Here is a 26,322-nt window from a genome sequence, read left to right as displayed (position 1 = left end):
ATAGTGGAACTCTATTTTTCATAATAATTCTACCTGTTTATAATTAAGCTTGAGTTCTGCAAGGCAAGCCGGTTTAGCAAAATAGTAGCCTTGAAAATAGTCACATTCATATTTTCTGAGGAACTGAGCCTGAGCTGGATTTTCTATGCCTTCAGCAACCACATTTAATCCCAGTTGATGGGCCATGACAATAATGGCTGCAACAATAGCGCCATCTTTTTCATTTTCAGGCAAATGTTCAATAAAACTGCGATCAAGTTTTATCTCATCAATCGGTAAAGTCCGTAGATAGCTCAGACTGGAGTAGCCTGTTCCAAAGTCATCTACAGACACCTTGACACCTAACTCACGCACAGCTTTTAAAATTTCTGAAGAACGATCAGCACCTGCAATTAACATGGTTTCAGTGACTTCAATTTTTAACAACTCGGGTGGCAATTGTGTATCTGCAAGTGTTTTTTGCAAGTCATGCAGAAAGCCTGTACGTCTAAATTGCAAGGGAGAAAGATTGACTGCGACACTGAGGGCAGCAGCATGTTTCTTATTCCATTCTACAATATCCTGACAAGCTTGTTGTAAAACCCACTGGCCAATCACTACAATTTGACCAGTTCTTTCAGCAAACGGGATAAAGTCTGCGGGAGAGATCAAACCTCTTTGTGGATGCTGCCAACGGATTAAGGCTTCTACACTTTTTAACTGGCCTGAGTGAGCATCAATAACCGGTTGATAAACTAGCTTAAACTGTTTTTCTTCGAGGGCGAGCATTAATTCGTGGCGCATAAGCACGTAATCAATTTTGGGGGTACGGGTTGCATTAAAAGCATACCAATGCCAGGTATTTCCACCTTCTTTTTTTGCTTCACTCATGGCATGTATTGCATGATGGAGCAATTGTTTAGACTTCTCTATCTGAGGGTCATTATCTGCAATGCCGATACTGGCACTAATATGGATTTTATGATGATCAATATCAAATGGAACGGATAAACTTTTTAATATTTGTTCTGCAATAACAGCGACTTCTTTTAAGTCATGACATTTATTCAGAAGTATGGCAAATTCATCTCCTGAAAAATGAGACACCACATCCTCTTCTTGAATGACCTGACGCAGGCGATTTGCTACTGCACTAAGGAGTTGATCACCAATGACGTGCCCCAAGCTTTGATTTAAAGGTTGGAAGTCATCTAAATTTATATACATGACAACCAAGGATTGATGACTGGCATGTTGTATGCAGAATGCTACATCCAATGTTTCTTCAAAGGTATGATGGTTAATTAATCCCGTTAAACTGTCATGGGTTTGCTGACGGGCGATATATTCACTATTTGCCCGTTGTTGAGTGACATCTTGCTGAATTCCAATAAAATGTGTACAAACATTCTTGTCATCAAAAACCGGTCCTAATATCAGTTGGTTCCAGAACCAGCTACCATCTTTGCGATAGTTCTTTAAGGTGACCTGAATTTCCTGTTGTTCTTTAATCGCACTGCGTATTTGATTCACCGTCTCAGCATCTGTATCAGGACCTTGCAGAAAATTACAATTATGACCGATCGCTTCTTCTTTCGTATAACCAGTCAGGTTTTCAAAAGCAGGATTAACATATTCAATAGCTTGGTTCTGGGTCGCTTTGGTCAACACGATGCCATGAGGATTAGCATCGACACTACGTTTAAGCAGACGCAGCATTTCTTCGGTTTCACGCCGATAGGTAATATCACGAGCGATACCGAATACACCAACTACCTGTTGAGCTTGTTTAATCGGTAAATAAGTGAGGTCTAACCAGTAACATTCTCCTAAGGCATTCATCGCTTGGATTTCCAGGTGCTGACCATTGCCGTTCACCGCTTGTTCAAAAGCAGTTTCAGCTATAGCCTGAGATCCAGTACAAATAAATTTCGAGAAATGTAAGCCCAGCATCTGTTCATGACTAGATTTAGTGATGTCTTTAGAGGCAAGATTAACATCAATAATACTGCCTTCAAGATCATGTTCAAAAATTGCATCCGGATGGTAATTAAAGAAAGATCGATATTTATCATTAAGATTCAGGCCTTTTTGTCGCTCTGCATGAAGATCCATGCTTAAGGCCACTAAAGATGCTGCATGACGAATTAATTTAATATGAGTAGAGGTTGGACATTTAGGAGAACGATAATATGTGCCAAAGGTACCATAGAGTTTTCCTTGCGCATTAATAATAGGAGTAGACCAACATGCATTTAGATTTTCTTCTTGAATCAGGGCCTTGAAATATTCCCAGTTCTTATCAAGCGCTAAATTTTCACAGATAATGAGTTTTCGATGAAAAGCTGCTGCCCCACATGAACCCACATTTGCGCCTATCTTTAGATCGGTGATCGCTTCTTTATATCGATTAGAAAAATGCTTTGTACCACTGATCATATTTAAAGTTTGTTCAGTTTCTGAGTACAACATAATGGATACCATTGAATCTGGTATCCGAGCTTCTAACCATTCACTGACAGTCTGAAAGATAAGTGCTAAGTCGGCATGCTGCCCAATTAAATTAAAGATAGATTGAGTATCTAAATAACTCGCTGTTTGACTCATATCACATCCCATTCTTGAGTTGTATTGCGCATTTTTGATAGATTCTCAACTAAAATTCTTTAAATTAGATCTTAGTATTGATTACTAATCTCACTTAAATAATATAACAAAAATGTGATAATCCTCACATATAATTATTTGCCAGTTTTAGAGATATCAGACTTAAAATTAGACAACTTGCATAAATCATATAATAGCCCCGATTAAAATGAATACTCTCCATTAATAATATATTCATAGCACTAGGGTCAATGAGGGTTCTATAATCCGAATCCTGTTTAAACCAATGATTTTATTACTTAAATGCTTGGTTTTTTCGATGGCCTAATGGGTAAGCACATAAAAAAGATGCATAAATTCCAGCTAAATATCCTTCAATGCTTCTCGTTTTACTGGTGACCAAATTATATTTCCCTTTTAATAAGCTGAATACAGTTGCTATTTTATTACGTTACTTTAAGTGATATTCATTTGATCTAGAGAGTTGAAGAGATTCCATATTCTTTCGGTGATATGTGATTAAATCAGTACTTTGTGCTTTTAATCCTTCTACCCACTGTTCAACCATTTTAGTATCTGCTGTATGCCCATTCGATAAAGCTGTACTGCCCATGTCTCCCGATTGGTTCATGATTAAATGCAGCTTGCAGCCAAAAAACTATTCTATTGAGCTTTTGCCGCGGGTTGCAATCGCTGCTAGAGATTGATACCGTTGAATCCGCTGATTTTTACATACAGGTAGCGTAGTTGAATCTGTCCATAAAAAATGATTGCTTGGGCAATCTTTCATCAAAGCAATGCGTAAGGTATGCAATGCCAATTGATATATTCTGATAAGATAAATCATCTGCTGGTAACACAGTAAATATCTAAACAGTTGACTGTGATTCTGTTTTGATGAAAAGAATAATGCTTTGAAATTGTTGAAATGTGAGCATTTTTACCAAATAGCGATGAACACAATTTCTGAAATTTTCAATTAAGAAGACCGCATTCTCAAATGCTTGTTGCTATGTTTTAAAAAATTCCCACTAGCTTGCTTCGAATTTTTAAAAAAAGTCATCAAGCATGCAGAAGAAATATATAAAATCGAACATAGTGGCTGAAGGAATAGGTGGTGTGGTAACCCCCTAAGAGTTTCCAGTCCTTTTTTTCAAGCTAATTTCTTATCCGCGATTCAGGTTGTTTTAAGTTCTGTATTAGCAATATATTCAATAGCAGCATGCAGAATTAGAACAGCAAAAAAATGGAATCAGCTAAGTAGAATTGCACAAAAAAAGTAATCCAATAAGGAAACTTAAGTCCTATATTGACCTTGAAAATGTCGATCTAGGACATTTTTCTACTTGGGAATAACAAAAAAAACTGCGGATCTTGTATCCACGTTTCATATGATTTATACGATGGAAAGTGTAGTGAATTGAGCAAGAAAAGCGTAACCCTCTAATTCTTTATTTACTTCTTTGCTCTTGTTTTTCTAACAAAGAATTAGAGAGTTAAATTTCTGCTGCCCTTCTCTATTTATATTTGTTTATTGTTATTCTGAGACTGATTAAATCACTTATTGACTAAGGTTTCATCACAAAAACTCAAAATATGATCACTAACTTGTAAGTTAATGTGACTAAAATCACATATTATTTAAACTTACAAATCATCAAGCGGACTTGGACTGCCATAGTCATTAACAGTTCATTATTTTTAGCTTGACACTTTTTTATGGTACGTATAAATCTAAGACTTACTTTAATCAGACTTAATTTGAAACTCTACGGCTTCCGAGAGCTCGATTTTAATATTTTAGCTGCTATAGCTTATTGTGGGGTAATTCAAAGTGACAGCGTATCTTTTTATATAAAAGCAAATTTTTTCGTTAAAAATATACCCGCAATAAAAAAGCCTACCAACATTCACATGCGGTAAGCGTTTGCCGTAATAAGTTCGGCTAGAGAGGGTTAGAGGAATATCCTAATTTGGTTTGGCCACATTTTCGGCACACTTTAATCACATTACCTTTATCATCCTGTTCATACTCATAAGCATGTAAACAGAACAACTCTTTTAAAAATGAAAGCATTGAATTCTCCCTTTAATCCTAGCGAATTTAAAGGAATTAGCGCTTTATTAAATAAGCGACTAACGTACTAGTTCAATGAGAAGAATAGTGATGTTCAGGTGAATTTTTTGTGAAACTCAAGGGAAAAATGTATGTAGAGATTGCCTAAAAACAAATTGGTTTTTTAAGATCTCGATTTTATTTAATTTTTCACAGTTTGTTCACATGCCTTTAGTGTATTTTTGAATTATTGAATACCTAACAGGTCATAAAATGAAAAGCTTGCTCAAACCTCTTTTAGCTACTGGCTTAATGGCATTCGCTGGTCTAGGTTTTTCTTTAACTGTTCAAGCAGAATCGATAAAACCCGAAGCAGTAGAAAGTATTGATGTTCAGCAATATGCGGGAAAATGGTATGAAATTGCGCACTTACCTATGTATTTCCAGCGCAACTGTGTCAGTCATACCACTGCCGATTACACTGTGAATTCAGATCATAGCATTGGTGTCTTAAATAGCTGTCATACTGAAACAGGCAAAATTATCGCTTCACAAGGGGTAGCTTATCCTCAAAATAAGGGAATGAGTAAACTCAAGGTGAGTTTTCTTCCAGCCGGTTTGAGATGGTTGCCGTTCACTAAAGGTGATTATTGGGTGTTAAGAGTGGATCCTGAGTATCAGGTTGCCCTTGTCGGTGGACCGACGCATAAATACTTGTGGATTTTATCTAAAAATCCTCATTTAGATGAAGCGACTTATCAATCTTATTTAGAAACAGCACGTCAGTATGGCTACGATCTGTCAAATTTAATCAAAACACCACAACAGTAAGAGGTCGCTTCATACTGAGGTAATCTTGGTTGCCTCAGTATGAAATAGGACATAAGCTTCACATAAATTTCATATCGCATTTCCTAGAATGAAAAGTATAAATAAATATTCAATATCCGGAAGAAACAATGTTTAAATTTTTTCTACGCTGGATCGATAGCTGGTCGGGTGATGCGAATACTCCAACAGTGCAACCCATCAGGCATGCTAAAGACATCCAAATTCAATGGGTGCGAATATTGCCCTTTATTTTATTGCATCTTGCATGTCTGGCAGTATTTTGGGTCGGTGTGTCGTGGTTTGCAGTGCTGTTTATGCTGTTTTTTTATCTGCTCCGGATGTTTGCAATTACCGCATTTTTTCACCGTTATTTATCACATAAAACCTTTCAGACCTCTCGGCTTGTTCAGTTTATTTTTATCTTGATTGGCACGATGAGTGCTCAGCGCGGTCCTTTGTGGTGGGCGGCCCATCATCGTTATCATCATCGTTTTACTGATACCGAGCAGGATCCGCATTCATCTACCCATGGTTTTTGGTATAGCCACGTTGGATGGTTTCTGAATGAGCAAAATTTTAGTACCCGTAGAGCAGTGATTAAAGATTGGCTTAAGTATCCTGAATTGATCTGGTTAGATCGTTTCAGTCTTCCGGTGGTCTTAGCAACAGCAGTTGGAATCTATGTTTTAGGGGAATGGCTCGCTGTCGCATATCCAGTATTGGCGACTACTGGGCCACAGCTTTTGGTCTGGGGCTTTGTAATTTCAACCGTATTATTGATTCATGCCACCTTGTGTATCAATTCCTTGGCACACCTATACGGTTCACGGGATTTTGAAACCCAAGATAATAGTCGTAACAATCTATTCCTTTCGATTATTACCTTGGGTGAGGGTTGGCACAACAACCATCATTATTATGCAGGCAGTACTCGTCAGGGTTTTTATTGGTGGCAAATTGATGTGACTTATTACCTGCTGAAAATCATGTCATGGTTTGGGTTAGTTTGGGGACTAAAACCAATTCCTGAGCGAGTGTATACCGCAAGCATCAGGACAGCACCAAAAATCAAAATCAGTTCAAATAAAGTTGAACATGGGGAAGGTTCATGAAAATTGCCATTGTTGGGTCCGGTATTTCAGGTTTGTATGCTGCATGGAAGCTTTCGGGACAGCATCAAGTTACTGTATTTGAAAAAAATATATATTTTGGTGGTCATACTGACACTCATCAGTTTCAGATCGAGGGGCAGCAAGTTGCAGTAGATAGTGGGTTTATTGTATTTAATGATTTTAATTATCCCTTATTCAGTGAAATGCTGGCTCAACTGAGAGTGGAAGCGCAAAGCAGTGACATGGGGTTTTCAGTCAACAATCTAGTCACTGGGCTACAATATAATCCGTCGCAGAAATGGTCTTTATTGACGCGTCCACAAAACTTTTTCAATAAAAAATTTCGCCTTATGCTTTCTGATTTGCTACGTTTTTATAGTGATAATAAAGATCTATCTGTGGCGGATTATGATCCTGAACTCAGTATTGAAGCTTATCTGAATCAAAATGACTACTCGGAAGAATTTCGTCAAGAACACCTCTATCCGATGTGTGGTGCCTTATGGTCTAGTCCGGTCGATCAGATCGGTAAAATTCCGTATAAGTTTGTAATCAGTTTTTTTCAGCATCACCGAATGTTGCAGCTAAAAGAACGTCCACAATGGCAAACGGTCAAAGGTGGCTCAGCAACCTATATCCGTGCGATTCAACAGCAATGCCCATCGATTCAGTGGAAAAATCTAGCGGTAGATGGGGTTACCCGGCATGCGAATCAGGTGTTGATTAATACTGCGGAAGGACTGCAAACCTTTGACTGGGTTATTTTTGCCAGTCATGCCGATGACAGCCTAAAACTGCTTAAAGATCCGACTGCCTTAGAGTTAGATGTACTGAAAAATTTCAGTTATCAGGACAATCACATGGTAGTGCACCATGATGAATCCATCATGCCCAAACGACGTTCACAGTGGGCTAGTTGGCATGTCCATGTCACAACTGATCAGAGCACATTAACACCGTCTGAATCAGGCATCCATTATGGCTTTAGCTACTGGATGAATAAGCTGCAAAATTTGCCCTGCAAGACTCAGATTTTCTCGACCTTAAACCCTAATATGCCGATAAACCCAAGTCAAATCCTGATAGAACGGCATTACCGTCATCCGGTTTTTGATGAAAAATCCATTAAAGCACAATCGCGCTGGCAGGAGATTCAGGGACAGAATCGCAGTTCATTTTGTGGAGCCTACTGGGGCTGGGGATTCCATGAGGATGGAGCCCGCAGTGCAGCCCGTGTGGTTGAACAATTGGCTCATTTAGCATGATTCGCCATGGAGCTCACAGATGTTAAATACCTCGCTTGCCATTGCAGACGCAAAAATTCGTCACAGACGCTATGCGCCAAAAGCACACGCTTTTGAGTCGAATTTAAGCTACTTATGGTTTGACCCCGACCAACTCGAGGCAATTACTGAAAAATCATGGCTTTGGTCATCTCGGCATTGGAATATTTTGACCTTATATCCGCGTGATTTTCTTACAGCTTATCAGGGGACTCTGCGTCAAAAAGCACAAAAAGCGCTGCTGCAATATGCGAATACCTTATTGTTGCCCAGCTGGCAGATCCGTATTTTAGCCTTACCCCGTTGTCTGGGGTTTCGCTTCAATTCGGTGGTGTTTTATTTCATTTTGGATCAAGAGCATCAACCGCTGTTTATTCTAAGCGAGATTACCAACACGCCGTGGAATGAACGTCAGGTGTATGTGCATGACTGTCGCGATCAGGTTCAGGTACATGGTGATTTTCAGGGCTATGAATTTGATTTTGGAAAATCCTTTCATGTATCGCCCTTTATGCCGATGGATATTGATTACCGTTGGCGATTTAATTTTTCTGATCGACTTAATGTGATTCATATGCAGTTGTTGCAACAGCATCAACTGATCTTCGATGCCACCATGCGCTTTCGTTTAAATAGCATCACATTTCCTTCACAACTGCATCGTTATGCTCTCATGCATAGTATTGAACCTTTCAAAATGGTGGTTTCCATCTATGTTCAAGCTTTGAAGTTATGGTGGAAAAAAGTTCCATTTCATCGGCACCCTAAGAAAGAAAAGGACCAATAAGTCATGCTGAAAACTTTTATTTACGGTGAACAGGATACATTGCCCTGGGTGTTAAGACGCGTACTTAAATTGCGTCATGGCCAGATCCATTTTCAAGGAATATGGAATGGTACAGTAGGTGAGCCTTCTGATTTAAATGTCGACCTTTATGTGCATAATGCCGAATTAATCGAACTCATTGTCAAAAATGGTGTTTTAGGTGCAGCTGAAGCTTATATTCGGGGCTATTGGAGTAGTGATGACTTAGTTCAGTTGATTCAACTGTTGGCCCGTAACCGTGATGTACTGGATAAAATCAATCAGAATTTTATTGTACAGGCCAGTCAGCTCGCGCTAAAAAGCTGGTACAAGACCCGCCAAAACACGCTGAAAGGCAGCCGTAAAAATATTGCAGAGCACTACGACCTCAGCAATGACTTTTTTAAACTGTTCCTCGATTCTTCCATGATGTACTCCAGTGCGGTGTTTAAAGATACGCACATCAGTCTGGAACAGGCCTCTGATGATAAAAAAGAGCTGATTTGTCAGAAATTACAGTTAAAACCGCTCGATCATCTGGTCGAGATTGGCAGTGGCTGGGGTGGTTTTGCCATTTATGCGGCACAACATTACGGCTGTCAGGTCACCACCATTACCATTTCCCAAGCCCAGTATGATGAAGCGGTTAAACGTATTGAGGCTGCCGGTTTAAGTCACCGTATTGATGTACAGCTCAAGGATTATCGTCTGCTGCAAGGCAAGTTCGATAAACTGGTCTCGATTGAAATGATTGAAGCTGTCGGGGAGCAATATCTGCCGACCTATTTTGAAAAATGCAGAGCCTTGCTTAAGCCGCATGGTCTGGCACTGATTCAGGCCATTACCATTGAAGATGCACGCTATAAAAAAGCACTGCATACCGTGGATTATATTAAACGCTATATTTTTCCGGGCAGTTTTATTCCCTGCATCAGTGTTTTAACGCAAAGTGCTTCTGAACAGAAATTACGTTTGAAACAGCTGGATGATATTGGTCAAAGCTATGCTCAGACCTTGCATCACTGGCGTGAGCGGTTTTTAGCGGCTCAGGATCAGGTGAAGGCACTGGGTTTTGATGACCACTTTATTCGGATGTGGGATTTCTATTTGTGTTATTGCGAAGGTGGCTTTAAAGAAGGCGTCATTAGTGACGTGCATATGCTGTTTGAAGCCAGTCCATATTAAGTCCGATTAACCCCACAGATGAAGGAGACAAGATGATGTTAGGAAATCTTTTCCTGCTGAATGTATTCATCATGCTGTGCTGCTGGCTACTAACGCTGTTCAATCGCCGTGCTGGTATTGTCGATGTGGCTTGGGCTTTTTGTATCACATTGAATCTGTTGTTAAGTGCAGTATTGATTGAAACTGCACCTGACTGGCTTCGTGTCTTTATTGGTGTATTGAGTGGCTGCTGGTTCCTGCGTCTTTTTTGGCATTTGCTGCGGCGTTATCAGTCAGAACAGCAAGAAGACCGCCGTTATGCCAATATGCGACGCGCCATGGGGAAATTTCAACACCTCGGGTTTTTGGCTTTTTTCATCTTTCAGGCGGGTTTAGCGATTCTTTTTTTCCTGCCGATGTGGATGCTGTTAAATACACCTGCAGAACAGTGGGCAAGTGGGAGCATGATTTGGCTGCTTGTCTCTGCATTGATTATGGTCATCGCATTGACGGGTGAAACACTGGCTGATCAGCAATTGTATAGATTTAAACTTAATCCTGAGAATCATGGCAAAACCATGGACCAAGGTTTGTGGAGATATTCACGCCATCCCAATTATTTCTTTGAATGGTTGCATTGGTTTGCTTATCCCATCTTAGGTTTGGCTGTGGGTCTATATGTGTTATGGATTTATCCCGTGCTGATGTGGCTGTTTTTATATTACATCACCGGCATTCCGTTTAACGAGCAACAAGCCCTGAAAAACCGGGGACAGAATTATCGCGATTATCAACAACGAACATCAATGTTTATTTTGTGGAAACCCAAAAAGTAGGTAGGCACATGGATTTTATCATTCATAAATCATTAAAATTAGTTGAAAGTGGGCTGATTCCAGATCAGGCGATTCGTGCTGCTATCCGGGCACTGAGTAAAAAAAGACTGATTCAGGAAGGGCGTTATGATCCTGAACAGGCGGCTCAGCGTTATATGGACGTGCTGAATATGCTGAAAAGCAGTGAAATTGCCGTCGCCACAGACAAAGCCAACGAACAGCATTATGAATTACCGACCGAGTTTTTTCAGGCGGTGCTGGGCAAGCGATTGAAATACAGTGCCTGCTATTTTCCCAATGAAAAAACAACGCTGGATGAAGCCGAAGAAAATGCCCTACAGCTTTATGCAGAGCGCGCACAATTAAAAGATGGTCAGCACATACTTGAGTTAGGTTGTGGTTGGGGATCTTTAACGCTGTGGATGGCAGAGCATTATCCAAATGCCAAAATTACGGCCGTGTCCAATTCTGCGACGCAGCGCCAGCATATTCAGGCTCAGGCACAGGCGCGTGGTTTTAGCAATCTAAAGGTCATCACCTGTGATGTGAATGTACTGGAACTGGAGTCTGCCTCTTTCGACCGGGTGGTTTCGGTGGAAATGTTCGAGCATGTGCGCAATTATCAGCGCCTGTTTGAAAAAATTCAGGGCTGGTTAAAAGCTGATGGTTTACTATGGTGTCATATCTTCTGCCACCGTTTTTTACATTATCCCTTTGAAATCCAGTCCGAATATGACTGGATGTCGAAGTATTTCTTTACCGGCGGTCTTATGCCTTCGGCCTCCACCTTCCTGCATTTTCAGCAGCATTTGGAGCTCAGCCAACATTGGCAGTGGTCAGGCACACATTATGAGAAAACAGCAAATGCATGGCTGGACAATATGGATCGCCAGCAGGCTGAACTGAAGCCTTTATTTCAGCAGGTCTATGGCAAAGATGCAGCTGCCTGGTGGCAACGCTGGCGCATTTTCTTTATGGCTTGTGCTGAACTGTTCGGTTTGGAGCAGGGGCAGGAATGGGTGGTTGGTCACTTCCTGTTCAAAAAGAAAAGCGTATAATTTTCTCAGCTTTATCATTGCGGTCAATTTATGTTGAAACCCGGTTCAAAGAGTCCTAGTACCCAATTAAGTAAGGTATTCAACCGTTATTACTGGTTGCAGATTGCACTGATCGCACTATCTGTGGTGATTGGTCTGGCCTGTAGTGCATGGGTCATTAAAGGTTCACTGCTGAAAACGGCACTTGAACAGGAAATGGCCCATTACTGGACCCGGGTAGAACGTAATCCCAAAGCCGACTTGCCCGATACCAAAAACCTGTATGGTTATAGATGGACCACGGAAACTCCGCCAGTCCGCTTTCAGTCCATGCAGCTTGAGGATGGTGTGCATCGTATTTTTATTGATGGCAAGGAGCGCATGACGGTCTATGGCGAGCGCAATGGTCAGCATGTGTTACTGGTGTTTGGGGAAAGCAATGTCAACAAGCTGATCTGGCTGTTTGGTCTGGCTCCGCTGATGTTTAGCTTATTTGTACTGTATAGCTTTTTGCTCTGGTCCAACCGCCGTGCAAAACGTTATTTTTCTCCGATTACACGTCTAGCCAATGCACTGGAGCATATTGACTGGGCGCATCAGAGCAAACAGGTTTCTCCTTTTCTGGGTATTCATACCAATGGCAACATGGAAGCAGAATACCTCAAACAGGCACTGGAAAAATATCATCAGGTTCTGAATGAGTTTATACAACGTGAACGTGAGTTTACTGGGGATGTGAGTCATGAGCTGCGTACCCCACTCACGATTTTAAAGGGTAATGTGCAGCTTTGTCAGGCGCGTTATGGGCATGACAAAGCATTGAGTCGCTTAAACAATACCATTGAAGACATGCAGTTATTGGTGGACACACTACTGGCGATTGCCCGCAATAAAACCAATGATTTGACCCCTGAACAATGTATGTTATCTGAAATTATTGAAGATTTAGTCACAGATTTGAATCCAGTCAGTGACAGTAAAGGTATGCTGATTGAAGTGCAAGATGAGGTCGGAGAACAACCGCGTTTGCTGTATCCTTCAATGACCAAGATGGTGCTGAGCAATATTTTACGTAATGCACTGAACTATTCTCAAGGATCAGAAATTCATATTATTCAGCAAAAAAATAAGATCGTGATTGCAGACAATGGCATTGGCATTAGCTTACCCAATAATGCCAAGGTACAAGCTTTGAATGATTCACAACTCTCTCTCACCGCCAAGGGGCATGGTATTGGCTTACAGCTGGTTCAGAAACTATGCAAACAACTGGGATGGCGAGTGGAGTTATTTGACCGGCAGTATTATCTAAGTACCCATAGTGAGCTCAAACTGACAGATACCACCGGACTGATCGTGGTGGTGTATTTACATTAACCGGTGCTGTCATCTCAACTTTCAAGGGCAACTTTTAAACCGACCCCAGAAACAGTATGAATCAGTTTTTGATCAAAGGGTTTGTCAACAATTTTACGCAGGTTATAAATATGGCTGCGTAAAGCATCACTTTCCGGTTCTTCATCGCCCCAGAGTTCCATCATAATTTCCTGCTTGCTGATGACCTTGGGTGAGTGACGCATGAGAATTTTGAGTAATTTAAACTGAATTGGTGGTAGTTCAAGAGTCTGACCTGCACGACTGACTGTTTGAGTTGAACTGTCTAGGATCAAATCGTGAATCTGTAGTTTACTGTTAGAGACCTCACCTAATGAGCGTTTAATTAGGGCACGAATCCGCATCACCAGTTCATTAAAGTCAAACGGTTTCACCAGATAATCATCGGTTCCGGAGGCAAAGCCTTTCAACTTGTCATCCAGGGTATCGCGCGCTGTAAGCATCAGTACCGGTAAATCCAGATCCTGCTCATTACGCAACCAGTCACATAGGTCATAACCTGAACCATCAGGCAAATTAATGTCTAGCAATAACAGATGATAGTGCTGGTTTTTTAGAAAATGCCGTGCCGCATCCAAAGTACGGGCATGGTCAATGACGTAGCCATGTTCTTCCAGAAATTCACATACCGTTGCGGCCAGTTCAAAGTGATCCTCAACCATGAGGATAAAGTGATTGCTCATAAGTCGATGATTAAACCTTTAATTTAACAATTGCTGCTTTAATTTAGCATTAAAAGGTGTCGCCCCAAACCAAATATTAAAATATTGATTTATTTGGGGATCATTCACTTGCCCCAGTACTTTCTGGTTCAGTAATAAGGTCATTTTTTGTGAGGGATGTTGGTAATGTAGACGATATAAATCGCCTTTTTTGACCGGCTTGTACCATTGGGTAATCTGGTTCAGTGCCATGCTGGGGCTATAGCCTGCAACGTTCTTTTTCAGAAAATGAGTAGCTGCCCGTTTAAATGCCCATTCCGGAATATCATAACTATAGGCAAAATCGAGTTGAATACTTTGAGTGTCCCAGGCTTTTTCACAGTTTTCAGCAAAATAGCTCACCTGTCCCACATTTTTTGTAGTAACGATCAAAGGCGCTGTATTACATTTTTTTAATGTTGCAGCACCCGCTGGTGCACTAACAGCTAGGATAGCCGTAGCCATCAGCGTTAAAGCGATTTTTTGAAGGGTAAAAGCCATCCGTATACTCCTCCGAACACAGGCAGTGAACGATAAAGACCATTTGCAGGGTCCCAAAAATCTTGTTGGAAAATAATCTGATTCGCCTGATTGATTTTAATTTCACTAATACCATAAGAATCCATGGTTTTCGTGCGGCCAAACATCTTGAAATCATAGGCCATTTGCCAGTGAATATAAGCAGAATCCTGATGATGTGTAGCACTGATCAGTTTGACGCTGACATTGCTTACCCGATTATTCATGCCTTGAAAATGTTGGACTAAATCTTTTTTTTGAGAAAATTGAGAGAGGGTATCATTAATAAATAATTGATCAGCATATAAATTACTGGCTTGTTCCACGAAGGCAGGAGTGCCCAAGGTATTAAATGCAGCAACAAAACGAGTGCCGATATCTAAAGCTTGTTGATCGGTTAAATTGATCCCCTGAATGTTATGATTTGCCTGAGTATAGTCACTGCTATAACTTGGAACCGTTTTGCAGGCGGTTAGACTGACGAGCGCCAAGGTCGAGACCAACAGTGTTTTTATAACCTTCATCACAATACTCCTTCCTTTTTACTTAATTTAAAAAAAGAGATGTGAAGGGGACGTGAACAGCTTATATATTTATAGAACTAAAACGTCTCTAAAAACCCTTAAAAAACTGGTTTGAAAACAAGTTGGTTAATCTCCTCTCAGTTCTGATATCTTTTGCCAATAAAATTGATCATATTTTAATCAAAATAAAAATTTATTGTGCTTTATCAATACATCAATGCTTAAAATAATCCCCAATTTCTGCGGATAAGTTTGCGTATACTTTTTAATCTGTCTTATAGGCTTTAACGTACAAAGATTAAGGTACTTTGCCTCTAGGTGATCTGAGCGTTATTTTCTATGATGGAATCAACAGGAACAGGAAGTTCCACACAATAAGAAAAATAGATGAGCACAGGAGTGTAAGGTATGACAGGAGTTATACCGAGCTAACTAATACGAAAAACCCTGACAGGATGTCAGGGTTTTTTTATTTATTAAAATTTTGTTAGACAATATTCAAAGTATTTGTAGATTATCCTGATAAATTTATAAGATACTTAATATCTGAATAAGCAATAAAAATAATTTAATATGTGTTGCTAAAACCAGTTACTTTCAAATAAAATTAAATTCTAAAAAATAATTTCAATTACAACAATAGATTATAGGTTTTTAGCCATGACAAAAAAGTACAATAAGTTTTTTTCTACATCAGAAGATTTTAATCTGGATCATTCCCCATATTACTGGGTCACTCAAGTACATGCTCAATATGTACAGAATATCGATCACGCGTTAAAAAAATATGGTTTAGATAATTCTCGTCGTCGTATTTTACTGGCTTTAAAAGTCAAACCTCAGGCGAGTGTATCTGAGTTATCCGAAATGATAATTTCCAAGATGTCGACCACCACGAAAATTATCTACCGTTTAAAGGATGAAGGGTTGGTGAATACTTATTGTTGTGAAGATGATGCGCGAATTACCCGGGTTGTATTAACCGATAAAGGACAACAAATGGCGCAAAAAATTAACGATCTCAGCCATATCGTTTTAGATCAATCTTTTGAAGGTTTAACACCACTACAAATTGAAAAAATGTTAGAAAGTCTTAAACTTATTTTCAAAAACTTAGCTCATTAACCTCAATTTAATAAAAAAGTACAGTTAAAGGGTTCTGTTGCATTTTTTGTTTTACGGGCATATGAATATTTGATTTCCCCTTCAGGGAAATATTTTCTCTTGTGCCCATTTTAGTACCGAATGACTTTTTAGGGGCACGTATAATTGATTTTGGATATATAAACTAAAAAAGGTGTAGATCTCATCCACCCTACTAGGGCATGTCCTCATTTAATGTACATATTTCACTCTTCTCATCTATTCAATTAAAATATCTTAGATCTCCCTTCTAAAATTAAGTTTTCTAACATGTCACGCAGAATCATAACTGATGAAATTTGGGCACAAATCCAAAATACCATGCAATTTTATGGTTGCTACCGTTCACGTAATAGTAAAACATTATGGAAACTTCGAACAAACCCAAGGCTAGCTATAGATTTTGTAAAGCAACAGTTTATAGCCAATACAATGGGGCATCGTGACTTTTAGGAATTATGGGGAGAGTTTAAGTTCTTAGAACAGCTAATCTTAAAAGCCATAGCTGAATCACAAGTTGAACTTTATAGTATTCAATTGGCCTTACGTTCTTTATCAAAAAAATAAATTATTTTTAAACCAGAAAATGGTACTCATGAAATCGAGGATGCTCTTTTTAAAGAATGGATTATGGATGAAGCATAAATTTTTTAATATTCAGGACTGAGCCTTATACAATACAGAATTCAGTCATTAAAAGCTGCTTAATCAATCGTCTAAATTTTGGGGGATGTCATATTAAATGGACATCATGTTTATGGCCTTAGACACTAAACAAAGTAATACGCTGGTCAGTTTACCTTATCTCCTTACGGGATTGGCAGAAACATTGTCAATGCCATAATCTGAATTGTCAGCAACTCTCTGGCAAAATTCCCTGGCAGCCCTGCATTTAACTGCCTAGCGCAATCCGATAATAAATAATAACAAACCCGCCGCGCAGTTAGCATACAGTAAGTAAAGAAGTGGTTGACTGTGATCATAAAAATAACATCTCAAGCCGGAGGTAAACTAGATGGCTAAGTATAGTGATATCAATAGTTTTAATACCTTAGAAACATTAACCGTCGGTTCAGAACATTATCAGATTTTCAACCTGTCCAAATTGCAAGTGCAGTTAGGTGACCTGTCCCGGCTACCAAAATCTTTAAAAGTCTTGCTGGAAAATTTACTACGTTTTGAAGATCAGCTCACGGTGAAAACCGAGCATATTCATGCATTGGCAGAGTGGCTAAACAACCGAACCTCAGAACAGGAAATCCAGTATCGTCCGGCACGGGTACTGATGCAGGATTTTACCGGTGTTCCCGCCGTGGTTGATCTTGCCGCGATGCGTGCAGCAGTGGCTAAAGCCGGTGGTGATCCGGAAAAAATTAATCCGTTGTCACCGGTGGATTTAGTCATCGATCACTCGGTGATGGTCGATTACTTTGCCAGCCCGCAAGCTTTTGAGCAGAATGTCGCAATTGAGATGCAACGCAATGGCGAGCGCTACCAGTTTCTGCGTTGGGGGCAGGCGGCGCTCAATCAGTTTCGCGTGGTGCCGCCAGGAACCGGGATTTGCCACCAAGTCAATCTGGAATATCTGGCACAAGTGGTCTGGAGCAATGAGGTCGATGGGCAGCGCTTTGCCTTTCCTGATACATTAGTCGGTACCGATTCACATACCACCATGATCAATGGCTTAGGCGTGTTAGGTTGGGGAGTAGGTGGCATCGAAGCGGAAGCAGCCATGCTGGGCCAACCGATCTCCATGCTGATTCCGGAAGTGATCGGCTTTAAGCTTACCGGGAAACTCAAAGAAGGTATTACAGCAACTGATCTGGTGCTGACCATTACCCAGATGCTGCGCCAAAAAGGCGTAGTTGGAAAATTTGTCGAATTTTATGGCGATGGCCTGGCCGATTTACCCTTGGCTGACCGTGCCACTATTGCCAATATGGCACCCGAATATGGCGCTACCTGTGGCTTTTTTCCGGTTGATGAGGTGACGCTTTCCTATTTACGTTTAACAGGACGTCAGCCTGAAAGAATTGCCTTGGTAGAGGCCTATAGCAAGTTGCAAGGATTGTGGCGCAATTCGGGGGATGAACCCGTCTTTACCGATACTCTGGCTTTAGATATGTCGATGGTAGAAGCCAGTCTGGCGGGTCCGAAACGTCCGCAGGATCGTGTGCTATTGTCGCAAGTGCCAAAAACCTTTGATGCCTTCATGGATCTGACCTTGAAACCGGTCAAAGAAGAAAAAGAGCGTCTGGAAAATGAAGGGGGAGGAGGCACAGCTGTTGAAGCGAAACAGGCCAACCTGCCACATGAAAATGCTTTTTGTATGATTGAGGGTAAAAAATATCCGTTGCAGCATGGTGATGTGGTGATTTCAGCCATTACCTCCTGTACCAACACCTCGAATCCCAGTGTCATGTTGGCAGCAGGGCTATTGGCCAAAAAAGCACTCGAAAAAGGTTTGCAGCGGAAACCTTGGGTGAAAAGTTCACTGGCTCCAGGTTCCAAAGTGGTCAGCGATTATCTTAATGCTGCAGGGTTGACGCCTTATTTGAATCAACTGGGTTATAACCTGGTGGGTTATGGTTGTACCACCTGTATTGGTAATTCGGGACCTTTGCCTGAAGCGATTGAAGAAGCTGTGCAATGTTTCGATTTGAATGTAGCCTCAGTGCTTTCTGGAAACCGTAACTTTGAAGGACGGGTGCATCCTTTGGTGAAAACCAATTGGTTAGCATCTCCACCCTTGGTGGTTGCCTATGGTTTGGTCGGGAATATTCGAACTGATCTCACTGCTGAGCCGATAGGTGAAGGCTTTGATGGCCAAGCGGTTTATTTAAAAGATATCTGGCCGACACAGGTTGAAATCGATGCCGCACTGCAGAACGTGAATACCGAGATGTTTCATAAAGAATATGCGGAAGTGTTTGAAGGCGATGCCAAGTGGAAAGCGATCCAGATTCCACAAAGTCAAACCTATGCTTGGGATGAACAATCGACCTATATCCGACATCCACCCTTTTTTGCAGAAATTGATCAGCCGGTGCGACCAATTCAGCAGATCAAACAGGCACGGATTTTGGCTGTATTGGGCGATTCAGTCACGACGGACCATATTTCCCCTGCAGGCAATATCAAAAAAGATAGTCCTGCCGGACGATATTTGCAGCAACAGGGGGTTGATGCAAAAGACTTTAACTCTTATGGATCCCGCCGTGGCAACCATGAGGTTATGATGCGAGGCACCTTTGCCAATATCCGCATCAAAAACGAAATGCTGTGTGGGGAGGAAGGTGGTAATACTCTGCATATTCCAAGTGCAGAAAAACTCTCGATTTATGATGCGGCGATGCGCTATCAGGCAGAACAAACCCCGCTAGTGATTATTGCCGGGAAAGAATATGGCACTGGTTCTTCACGTGACTGGGCGGCCAAAGGCACCAACCTATTGGGGGTAAAAGCGGTGATTGCTGAAAGTTTTGAGCGGATTCACCGTTCCAATCTGGTCGGCATGGGGGTGTTACCTTTACAGTTTGTGGAGGGTCAGAACCGGCAGATCTTGAACCTGACCGGACATGAGACTCTATCAATTCTAGGCTTGTCGGATGATATTTATCCACATCAAATGCTGGAAGTAGATGTACAACATACTGATGGTACGTGTAACCATTTTCAAGTGTTGTGTCGAATTGATACCTTGAATGAGGTGGAATACTTTAAGGCCGGTGGTATCTTGCACTATGTCTTGCGCAATTTGCTCGCTTCCTAAATTTGATGATGAAAAAGCCCGACACCTGTCGGGTTTTTTGTGTCTGTAAAGACAAGACGGCTGCGGAGAAAATCAGTAAAATAGTACTAAGTAAACTGCCTATAACTTTCTTGAGTTTCTAGATGCGCTAATTTAACAAGGATTGATTTTGATTAAATCGTATAGCTCGACAGCTCAATCCGTTACGCAACCAATCATAGAAACCTGAAACAGAAACACTCAATTGATAAGCCATGAAACTAATCGGGAACGAAGATTTATAGAACATACTCGCGCTTGGGCATAAGCGTCTAGCAGTAGGAATCCCCTTGCTTTAGCTAGGAGAGGATGTCAACATTGTATTTTGTTGATTTTAAAACAATCATTAGAGAGTTGCTTTATGAGTATTATTTCAGTGCAAGAGCTAGACCAATTAATTAATGAGGCTTTAAAAGAAGATAAAGAGATTAACAAAATATTAATAGGTTACAAGCTATTTTCACACCTGATGAAGGACTCAGAATTTTCTGAAGAAGTGATAAACTCGGCACTGAGTCCAACTCAGAGAAAATATAAGAAATTAAAAATAAAAGTCACCACTGATGAGTACCAATTACACTTTAAATCTAAGTAGCCACTGAACTCCACTTAACTCAGGTAGGCATCCGTTAAAATACATCCGAAAAATTCAGCAACGTGCCATCGAATCAGATTTTAAAATGGTACAGGAAACCATTCTTTTGCTATCAGCTGGAGGGATTAAGGCTGTAACATTGAGATTCGGGTTCTCCGAAGTTCAGTGACACGTTGCTATGGTTCCAAAGAAGGACTACTGATGCGTGTTCTGGATTATATGAATGGCAGAATCCAGCGCGTGGTTTTTGAAGAACTGAACCTGTATGCTCAAGAGGCTATCGGAAATACGGTGCATCTTTTAGCGATTAAAATTGAAAAATATCCTAATCAATTTCTTGCCTATTTCAGGTTGTGGTTTTATCTGTGCGAAGAACATACTCGCGCTGGAGCATAAAGCGTCTAGCAGTAGGAATCATTCTCTTTTAAGGGGGAGGATATTAACAGCTGCATGCTACGTGACATGTTCTACAGTTGGATGTTTGAGCCTGATTTCGACATCGTGAAACGTATCCGTGAATGTGCCGATATTCACCTCAGGCAGATGTTTAGGAATTCCCATATTTATGACCCAACCAACTTTTGGGGGCAATAATTGATGCAGCAGATTTTTTTCAGCCATCGTATACACAGCAGTGTCGTCGCACTGTCAATGCTGGTTTTTTTAGGTGGCTGTCAAAATACAGCACCGTTTACAGCCCCCCAGGTTGCCTTGCCTGCACAATATCCCCTCCAGCAGGGTGGTAAATATCATGTTCTAGCTTGGTCAGATTATGTCAATGACCCGGCATTAATCAAAGTCGCTTATCTTGCCTTGGCGCATAATCATGACTTGAAAATAGCAGCGCTGCGGGTACAAGAAGCACAAGCTGCTTATGGCATTCAGCGTTCAGAATCATGGCCAAGTATCTCCGGCAGTGCAGCTTATGAGCGCAGCCGAGTGCCTGCAGATTTATCCTTTATTGGTCGTGCAGTAACCTCAGATCAATATTCTGTGGGTGTGGGAATGAACCAATGGGAACTGGATCTCTGAGGGCGTATACGCAGTTTGAATGCAGCAGCATTGCAGCAATTTTTCGCAGCTGAATCCAATCAGTTGGCGGTACGCAACAGCATTCTTCAGCAATCAATCCAAAGCTATTTGACTTTGTCTGAATTGGAAAAGCGTATTTATTTTGCAAAACGTTCAGTGCAAAGCTATGAAAGATCTGTACGTATCTTTAAACGACGTTATGAAGTCGGTGCGAGCTCCAAAGTGGAATATATGCAGGCGCAAACCCTGCTCAGCAATGGTCAGGCTTTATTGACCCAGCTGCAAAATAGCCAGGACATGACATCAAACTATTTGCTGCAGCTGATTGGCCAGTCTGTGGAGATTCCAAAGCGGGATTTGGATCAAGTGGTCTTTAAAACGGCTGTGTTGCAGACGGGATTGCCTTCAGATCTATTGCTGAATCGGCCTGATATTCGTGCCGCAGAAGCTCTGCTGCATTCAAGGTACGCAGATATTCATGCTGCACGTGCGGCATTTTTCCCTCGAATTGCACTAACCGGCAGTTTTGGCATAGCGAGCACTGAACTTGATGGCTTATTTAAATCGGGCAATAAGTTATGGTCTTTTGCACCGAGCATCAGTATTCCAATCTTTACCGCGGGGCGTTTAAAAAACAACCTGATTTTGGCGGAAGTACGCCGTGACATTGCCGTTGCTGACTATGAAAAAACCGTACAGAATGCTTTCCGTGAAGTGGCAGATGCTTTAGTACAGCAGCGACATTTAAGCAGGCAATTGCAGATTCAGAATCAGGGTCTGACTGCATTTAGAGAAACAGCACGGTTGGCCCAGTTGCGCTATGATAATGGGGCAGTGGGCTATCTAGATGTGCTTGATGCGCAGCGGAATTTACTGTCTGCAGAACAGCAGTGGATTGAAACCCAGAGTGCTTTAATGCAGTCCTATGTTTCCTTGTATTTTACGCTAGGAGGTGACAGCAGCGTAGCGAAACAGCCTGAACAATACCCTTTGCCTCTTTAGAAGAAACTTAATAAAATTAATGGCCTAACCTTTTGATTTTAAGAAAAAGTGAATAAATTTTTATCCTGATTTTATTAAATATATTGAGTAATCAGATCCATGAATATTAAGAAGTTATCCATTGTCGGGGCAATTGTCATCACCGTTTTAGTCGCTTATTTGATCTGGCAAAACATGTCCAAGTCCGATACAGATGCTTTAGTGAGTGGCAATGGACGGATCGAGGCGACTGAAATCAATATCTCCAGTAAGTTATCTGGCCAACTGGAAGAAATTCTGGTACAGGAAGGAGATTTTGTCGAGCCTGGACAAGTTTTAGCGCGCATTAAAGTCTCTGCTTTGGAAGCACAGTTGCGTGAAGTCCAAGCACAGCAGCGTCAGGCGCAAGATGGAATTGCCACTACAGAAGCGCAAGTCGCAATGCGTATCAGTGAAAAAGCTGCTGCAGAGGCGATGGTACAGCAGCGTGAAACTGAATTGGTCGCTGCAAAAAACCGTTTGGCGCGTACGGAAATTTTGGCTAAAGAAGGTGCTTCCTCTAAACAACAACTGGATGATGAACGTGCAGATGTTAAACGTGTAGCTGCAGTATTGAGTGCAGCAAAAGCGCAAGTGGATAGTGCACAAAGTGCAATTGTAGCAGCACGTAGCCAAGTATCAGGTGCACATTCTCAAGTCGATGCGATTAAAGCAGCGATTGAACGAATTAATTTTGATCTTGATGATGCACAGCTCAAGGCGCCTTTGAAAGCACGTGTGCAGTTTCTGGTCGCGCAGCCGGGTGAAATGATCGCGGCAGGTGGACGGGTGCTGAACCTCATTGATCTGTCCGATGTCTATATGACGTTCTTTCTGCCGGAAACTGTGGCCGGCCGTATCGCGATGGGCACCGAAGTCCGCATTGTGCTGGATGCTGCCAAAAACGTGGTGATTCCTGCCCGGGTGTCTTTTGTTGCAGATACTGCCCAGTTCACACCGAAGACCGTGGAAACAGAAAGTGAACGTCAAAAATTAATGTTCCGTGTCAAAGCGAAAATTGATCCAGCCCTGTTACAAAAGCATATTCAGCAAGTAAAAACAGGTCTTCCAGGCGTAGCGTATATCAAAATTGATGACAACGCTGCTTGGCCAGCTTTCTTAGAGAATCAGGTTAAATCATGACACAACCATCTGTACCGGGACCGATTGTTGCAGAAATTCAGCATGTCAGCCTGAAGTATGGGAAAACTGAAGCCTTAAAGGATATTTCTCTGTCCCTTCCCGCAGCTTGCATGATGGGTTTGATCGGTCCAGATGGGGTGGGAAAATCCAGTCTGCTCGCACTGTTGGCTGGTGCAAAGATGGTACAAGAAGGTACCTTGCTCGTGCTAGGCGGAAATATTGCGGACAGAAAACATCGCAGGAAAGTCTGTCCGCATATTGCCTACATGCCTCAGGGACTAGGTAAAAATCTTTCCAAAACACTTTCCGTTGAAGAAAATTTGCAGTTCGTGGCACGTCTGTTTGGTCATGGTGCGCAAGAGCGCCGTAAACGTATTGATGAATTGACCAAAAGCACAGGACTGTATGACTTCCTGGATCGCCCTGCAGGAAAATTATCCGGGGGAATGAAGCAGAAACTGGGCTTATGTTGTTCCCTGATTCACGACCCGGACTTTCTGATTCTGGATGAACCCACTACAGGGGTTGATCCCTTGGCTCGAGCACAGTTTTGGGAACTGATCAACCACATTCGCACGGTTCGTCCTCACATGAGTGTCATTGTGGCGACCGCCTATATGGACGAGGCGCAGGGCTTTGACTGGCTGGCCATGATGGATGAAGGTAAAATCCTGAAAACGGGAGCGCCTCAAGACCTGCTTGCACTGACAGGAAGTAAAAGCCTGGAAGAGGCATTTATCAAACTTTTACCGGAAGAAAAGAAAAAAGGCTATGAACCGGTAGTAATTCCTGCTTTGCCGGATTATGGCTCAGATGCCTATGCCCTGGAAGCCAAAGACCTGACGGTAAAGTTTGGCGATTTTACTGCAGTAGATCATGTCAATTTTCAGATCAGACGGGGGGAAATATTTGGTTTCCTGGGCTCCAATGGTTGTGGTAAATCGACCACCATGAAGGTCTTGACCGGATTGCTAGAGGCTTCGGAAGGGCAGGCATGGCTGTTTGGACAGCCGGTGCAAGGCAGTGATATTCGCACCCGGCGGCGTGTGGGCTATATGTCCCAGACCTTTTCACTCTATAGTGAACTGACCATTCTCCAGAACCTGGTACTCCACGCCAAATTATTTCATGTACCAGCGGACAAAATTGATGAACGTGTGCAACAGATGCTGCAGCGTTTTGATTTGAGTGCTGTGAAAGATAAATTGCCCGATGATTTGCCCTTAGGAATTCGTCAGCGTCTGTCGCTGGCGGTCGCACTGGTACATAATCCGGAAATTCTGATTCTTGATGAGCCGACCTCAGGGGTGGATCCGATTGCGCGAGATAATTTCTGGCGATATCTGATCAGTTTATCCCGTAATGATGGTGTCACCATCTTTATTTCAACCCATTTTATGAATGAAGCTGTGCGCTGTGATCGTATGTCGATGATGCATGCTGGTCGAGTCCTGGACAGTGCTGCACCGGCACAACTGATGAAAAATCGGCAGGCAGACACGCTAGAAGAAGCTTTTATTGGCTATTTGAAGGATGCTGGCGCAGGCATTCAAAGTGAGCCTGAAGATGTATCAAAGAATATCGTGGTTAATGATGAATCTGAACCCAGTGTAGAAAAATCCAAAAGATTCAGTGTGCAACGCCTCTATAGTTACGCGTGGCGTGAGTCATTAGAGCTGGCACGTGATCCGATTCGTGCCACGATGGCCTTGGTCGGATCGATTATCCTGCTGTTCGTGATGGGCTATGGGATTACCATGGATGTGGATGACCTGACGTTTGCCGTGCTAGATCGTGACCAGACTGGTCTAAGTGAGAACTACACGATGAGCATTGCCGGTTCGCGTTATTTTGTGGAAAAACCAGCATTACAGAGTTATGAAGAAATCGATCAGCGTATGCGTAGCGGTGATATTTCTTTGGCTATTGAGATTCCGCCAAATTTTGCCCGAGATATTGCCCGGGGCGAGGATGTTAAAATCGGGGCGTGGATTGACGGTGCCATGCCACAGCGTGCAGAAACTGTTCAGGGTTATGTGCAAGGCATTCACAGCCACTGGTTGATGCAGCAGGCACTGGAGCAAAGCGGCTATAAAATGTCGAGTCTGGTCAATGTGGAAACCCGCTTCCGTTATAATCCTGACATTAAGAGTCTGCCTGCAATGGCACCCGCCTTATTTCCGCTATTAATTTTACTGATCCCGGCGATGCTGACGGCTTTGTCCGTGGTGCGGGAAAAAGAACTGGGTTCGATTGTCAATCTCTATGTCACGCCGGTCACCCGCAGTGAATTTTTAATCGGCAAACAGATTCCCTACGTGGTGCTGGCCATGCTGAACTATTTCCTGATGTGTCTGATTATTGTGGTGGTATTTGATGTGCCTATCAAGGGTAGTTTCCTGACCCTGACCCTGGCTTCATTGCTGTTTATTATTTTTTCCACCGGTACGGGCTTATTGGCCTCCGCGCTGACCAAGAGTCAGATTGCCTCCATGTTTCTGGTGATGCTTGGTACGCTGATTCCAGTGATGCAATTTGCCGGCATTATTAATCCTGTCTCGTCACTTGAAGGATTTGGTCGCTGGTTTGGCGAGATTTATCCTGCCACGCATATGGTGAATATCAGCCGTGGCGTATTTAACAAAGCTTTAGGTTTTGAAGACTTGCATCAGTCTCTTTGGGTGATGTTGCTGTCTGTCCCGATCATTATGTGTGCGGCAATCCTTGCGCTAAAAAAACAGGAGCCATAG

18 protein-coding genes and 2 pseudogenes are annotated in these 26,322 nt (G+C 42.0%); 15 read left to right on the top strand and 5 right to left on the bottom strand.

Annotation, left to right across the window (positions count from 1 at the left end; all coding sequences use genetic code 11):
* Positions 1-18: 18 nt before the first annotated feature.
* On the bottom strand, positions 19-2,586 hold the full coding sequence (locus HLH18_RS12960) for an EAL domain-containing protein (RefSeq protein ID WP_171547167.1): 2,568 nt from the start codon (positions 2,584-2,586) through the stop codon (positions 19-21).
* Positions 2,587-2,881: 295 nt separating this feature from the next.
* Positions 2,882-3,683: pseudogene (locus HLH18_RS12955) on the bottom strand (transposase).
* A 1,271-nt stretch (positions 3,684-4,954) separates the two neighbouring features.
* On the opposite strand from HLH18_RS12955, the gene HLH18_RS12950 reads away from it, so the two are divergent.
* The 8 genes from HLH18_RS12950 (at position 4,955) to HLH18_RS12915 (ending at position 13,087) form a co-directional block, all read left to right on the top strand.
* Positions 4,955-5,473 (top strand): lipocalin family protein, encoded by a 519-nt coding sequence (locus tag HLH18_RS12950; protein ID WP_502708142.1) that lies wholly within the window; start codon positions 4,955-4,957, stop codon positions 5,471-5,473.
* Between the two features lie 128 nt (positions 5,474-5,601).
* Positions 5,602-6,585, top strand: a complete 984-nt coding sequence (locus HLH18_RS12945) for an acyl-CoA desaturase (RefSeq protein WP_171547165.1) — start codon at positions 5,602-5,604, stop codon at positions 6,583-6,585.
* Positions 6,582-7,850 (top strand): NAD(P)/FAD-dependent oxidoreductase, encoded by a 1,269-nt coding sequence (locus HLH18_RS12940; protein WP_171547164.1) that lies wholly within the window; start codon positions 6,582-6,584, stop codon positions 7,848-7,850. The genes HLH18_RS12945 and HLH18_RS12940 overlap by 4 nt, the downstream gene beginning before the upstream one ends.
* A gap of 19 nt (positions 7,851-7,869) precedes the next feature.
* The gene (locus HLH18_RS12935) at positions 7,870-8,655 is read left to right on the top strand and encodes a DUF1365 domain-containing protein (protein ID WP_171547163.1); all 786 of its coding nucleotides are present in this window, start codon (positions 7,870-7,872) and stop codon (positions 8,653-8,655) included.
* Positions 8,656-8,658: 3 nt separating this feature from the next.
* Entirely contained in the window at positions 8,659-9,858 is a 1,200-nt protein-coding gene (locus HLH18_RS12930; protein WP_171547162.1) for an SAM-dependent methyltransferase, read from the top strand.
* A 35-nt stretch (positions 9,859-9,893) separates the two neighbouring features.
* The gene (locus HLH18_RS12925) at positions 9,894-10,673 is read left to right on the top strand and encodes a DUF1295 domain-containing protein (RefSeq protein ID WP_171547161.1); all 780 of its coding nucleotides are present in this window, start codon (positions 9,894-9,896) and stop codon (positions 10,671-10,673) included.
* An 8-nt stretch (positions 10,674-10,681) separates the two neighbouring features.
* The gene (locus HLH18_RS12920; RefSeq protein WP_171547160.1) at positions 10,682-11,731 is read left to right on the top strand and encodes an SAM-dependent methyltransferase; all 1,050 of its coding nucleotides are present in this window, start codon (positions 10,682-10,684) and stop codon (positions 11,729-11,731) included.
* Between the two features lie 30 nt (positions 11,732-11,761).
* Positions 11,762-13,087, top strand: a complete 1,326-nt coding sequence (locus HLH18_RS12915) for a sensor histidine kinase (RefSeq protein WP_171547159.1) — start codon at positions 11,762-11,764, stop codon at positions 13,085-13,087.
* A gap of 14 nt (positions 13,088-13,101) precedes the next feature.
* Here the strand turns inward: HLH18_RS12915 and HLH18_RS12910 are convergent, their stop codons facing one another.
* Genes HLH18_RS12910 through HLH18_RS12900 form a run of 3 tightly spaced genes read right to left on the bottom strand, consistent with a single transcriptional unit; the run spans position 13,102 to position 14,849 of the window.
* The gene (locus tag HLH18_RS12910) at positions 13,102-13,788 is read right to left on the bottom strand and encodes a response regulator transcription factor (RefSeq protein ID WP_171547158.1); all 687 of its coding nucleotides are present in this window, start codon (positions 13,786-13,788) and stop codon (positions 13,102-13,104) included.
* A gap of 18 nt (positions 13,789-13,806) precedes the next feature.
* The gene (locus tag HLH18_RS12905) at positions 13,807-14,307 is read right to left on the bottom strand and encodes a chalcone isomerase family protein (RefSeq protein ID WP_171547157.1); all 501 of its coding nucleotides are present in this window, start codon (positions 14,305-14,307) and stop codon (positions 13,807-13,809) included.
* Positions 14,277-14,849 (bottom strand): nuclear transport factor 2 family protein, encoded by a 573-nt coding sequence (locus tag HLH18_RS12900; protein WP_171547156.1) that lies wholly within the window; start codon positions 14,847-14,849, stop codon positions 14,277-14,279. Before HLH18_RS12900 ends, HLH18_RS12905 begins: the two co-directional genes overlap by 31 nt.
* Positions 14,850-15,509: 660 nt before the next feature.
* On the opposite strand from HLH18_RS12900, the gene HLH18_RS12895 reads away from it, so the two are divergent.
* The 7 genes and pseudogenes from HLH18_RS12895 (at position 15,510) to rbbA (ending at position 26,322) form a co-directional block, all read left to right on the top strand.
* Complete coding sequence (locus tag HLH18_RS12895) at positions 15,510-15,974, top strand: MarR family winged helix-turn-helix transcriptional regulator (protein WP_131289775.1); 465 nt, start codon at positions 15,510-15,512, stop codon at positions 15,972-15,974.
* A 1,033-nt stretch (positions 15,975-17,007) separates the two neighbouring features.
* Positions 17,008-19,764: an aconitate hydratase AcnA gene (acnA, locus tag HLH18_RS12890; protein ID WP_171547155.1), complete on the top strand. Its 2,757-nt coding sequence runs from the start codon at positions 17,008-17,010 to the stop codon at positions 19,762-19,764.
* A 379-nt stretch (positions 19,765-20,143) separates the two neighbouring features.
* Positions 20,144-20,377 carry a hypothetical protein gene (locus HLH18_RS12885; protein ID WP_171547154.1) on the top strand — a complete coding sequence of 78 codons (234 nt, stop codon included), beginning with the start codon at positions 20,144-20,146 and terminating at the stop codon, positions 20,375-20,377.
* Positions 20,378-20,578: 201 nt separating this feature from the next.
* Positions 20,579-20,773, top strand: a complete 195-nt coding sequence (locus HLH18_RS12880) for a hypothetical protein (protein ID WP_171547153.1) — start codon at positions 20,579-20,581, stop codon at positions 20,771-20,773.
* A gap of 201 nt (positions 20,774-20,974) precedes the next feature.
* Positions 20,975-22,411, top strand: a pseudogene (locus HLH18_RS12875) (efflux transporter outer membrane subunit).
* Between the two features lie 99 nt (positions 22,412-22,510).
* Positions 22,511-23,572, top strand: a complete 1,062-nt coding sequence (locus HLH18_RS12870; RefSeq protein WP_171547152.1) for an HlyD family secretion protein — start codon at positions 22,511-22,513, stop codon at positions 23,570-23,572.
* On the top strand, positions 23,566-26,322 hold the full coding sequence (gene rbbA, locus HLH18_RS12865) for a ribosome-associated ATPase/putative transporter RbbA (protein ID WP_502708141.1): 2,757 nt from the start codon (positions 23,566-23,568) through the stop codon (positions 26,320-26,322). The genes HLH18_RS12870 and rbbA overlap by 7 nt, the downstream gene beginning before the upstream one ends.

The sequence above is a fragment of the Acinetobacter sp. ANC 5414 genome, from assembly GCF_013004295.1.
Lineage (GTDB): Bacteria > Pseudomonadota > Gammaproteobacteria > Pseudomonadales > Moraxellaceae > Acinetobacter.
This window is presented reverse-complemented; position numbering and strand designations above follow the sequence as displayed.

What these genes read in the sequence shown, in the direction of transcription:
- HLH18_RS12900 (WP_171547156.1), bottom strand. Translation starts at nt 14,849, where the DNA reads ATGAAGGTTATAAAAACACTGTTGGTCTCGACCTTGGCGCTCGTCAGT.
- HLH18_RS12935 (WP_171547163.1), top strand. Translation starts at nt 7,870, where the DNA reads ATGTTAAATACCTCGCTTGCCATTGCAGACGCAAAAATTCGTCACAGA.
- HLH18_RS12945 (WP_171547165.1), top strand. Translation starts at nt 5,602, where the DNA reads ATGTTTAAATTTTTTCTACGCTGGATCGATAGCTGGTCGGGTGATGCG.
- HLH18_RS12880 (WP_171547153.1), top strand. Translation starts at nt 20,579, where the DNA reads ATGCGTGTTCTGGATTATATGAATGGCAGAATCCAGCGCGTGGTTTTT.
- HLH18_RS12885 (WP_171547154.1), top strand. Translation starts at nt 20,144, where the DNA reads ATGAGTATTATTTCAGTGCAAGAGCTAGACCAATTAATTAATGAGGCT.
- HLH18_RS12895 (WP_131289775.1), top strand. Translation starts at nt 15,510, where the DNA reads ATGACAAAAAAGTACAATAAGTTTTTTTCTACATCAGAAGATTTTAAT.
- HLH18_RS12905 (WP_171547157.1), bottom strand. Translation starts at nt 14,307, where the DNA reads ATGGCTTTTACCCTTCAAAAAATCGCTTTAACGCTGATGGCTACGGCT.
- HLH18_RS12930 (WP_171547162.1), top strand. Translation starts at nt 8,659, where the DNA reads ATGCTGAAAACTTTTATTTACGGTGAACAGGATACATTGCCCTGGGTG.
- HLH18_RS12920 (WP_171547160.1), top strand. Translation starts at nt 10,682, where the DNA reads ATGGATTTTATCATTCATAAATCATTAAAATTAGTTGAAAGTGGGCTG.
- HLH18_RS12940 (WP_171547164.1), top strand. Translation starts at nt 6,582, where the DNA reads ATGAAAATTGCCATTGTTGGGTCCGGTATTTCAGGTTTGTATGCTGCA.
- HLH18_RS12960 (WP_171547167.1), bottom strand. Translation starts at nt 2,586, where the DNA reads ATGAGTCAAACAGCGAGTTATTTAGATACTCAATCTATCTTTAATTTA.
- acnA (WP_171547155.1), top strand. Translation starts at nt 17,008, where the DNA reads ATGGCTAAGTATAGTGATATCAATAGTTTTAATACCTTAGAAACATTA.
- HLH18_RS12910 (WP_171547158.1), bottom strand. Translation starts at nt 13,788, where the DNA reads ATGAGCAATCACTTTATCCTCATGGTTGAGGATCACTTTGAACTGGCC.
- HLH18_RS12950 (WP_502708142.1), top strand. Translation starts at nt 4,955, where the DNA reads ATGGCATTCGCTGGTCTAGGTTTTTCTTTAACTGTTCAAGCAGAATCG.
- HLH18_RS12915 (WP_171547159.1), top strand. Translation starts at nt 11,762, where the DNA reads ATGTTGAAACCCGGTTCAAAGAGTCCTAGTACCCAATTAAGTAAGGTA.
- HLH18_RS12925 (WP_171547161.1), top strand. Translation starts at nt 9,894, where the DNA reads ATGTTAGGAAATCTTTTCCTGCTGAATGTATTCATCATGCTGTGCTGC.
- HLH18_RS12870 (WP_171547152.1), top strand. Translation starts at nt 22,511, where the DNA reads ATGAATATTAAGAAGTTATCCATTGTCGGGGCAATTGTCATCACCGTT.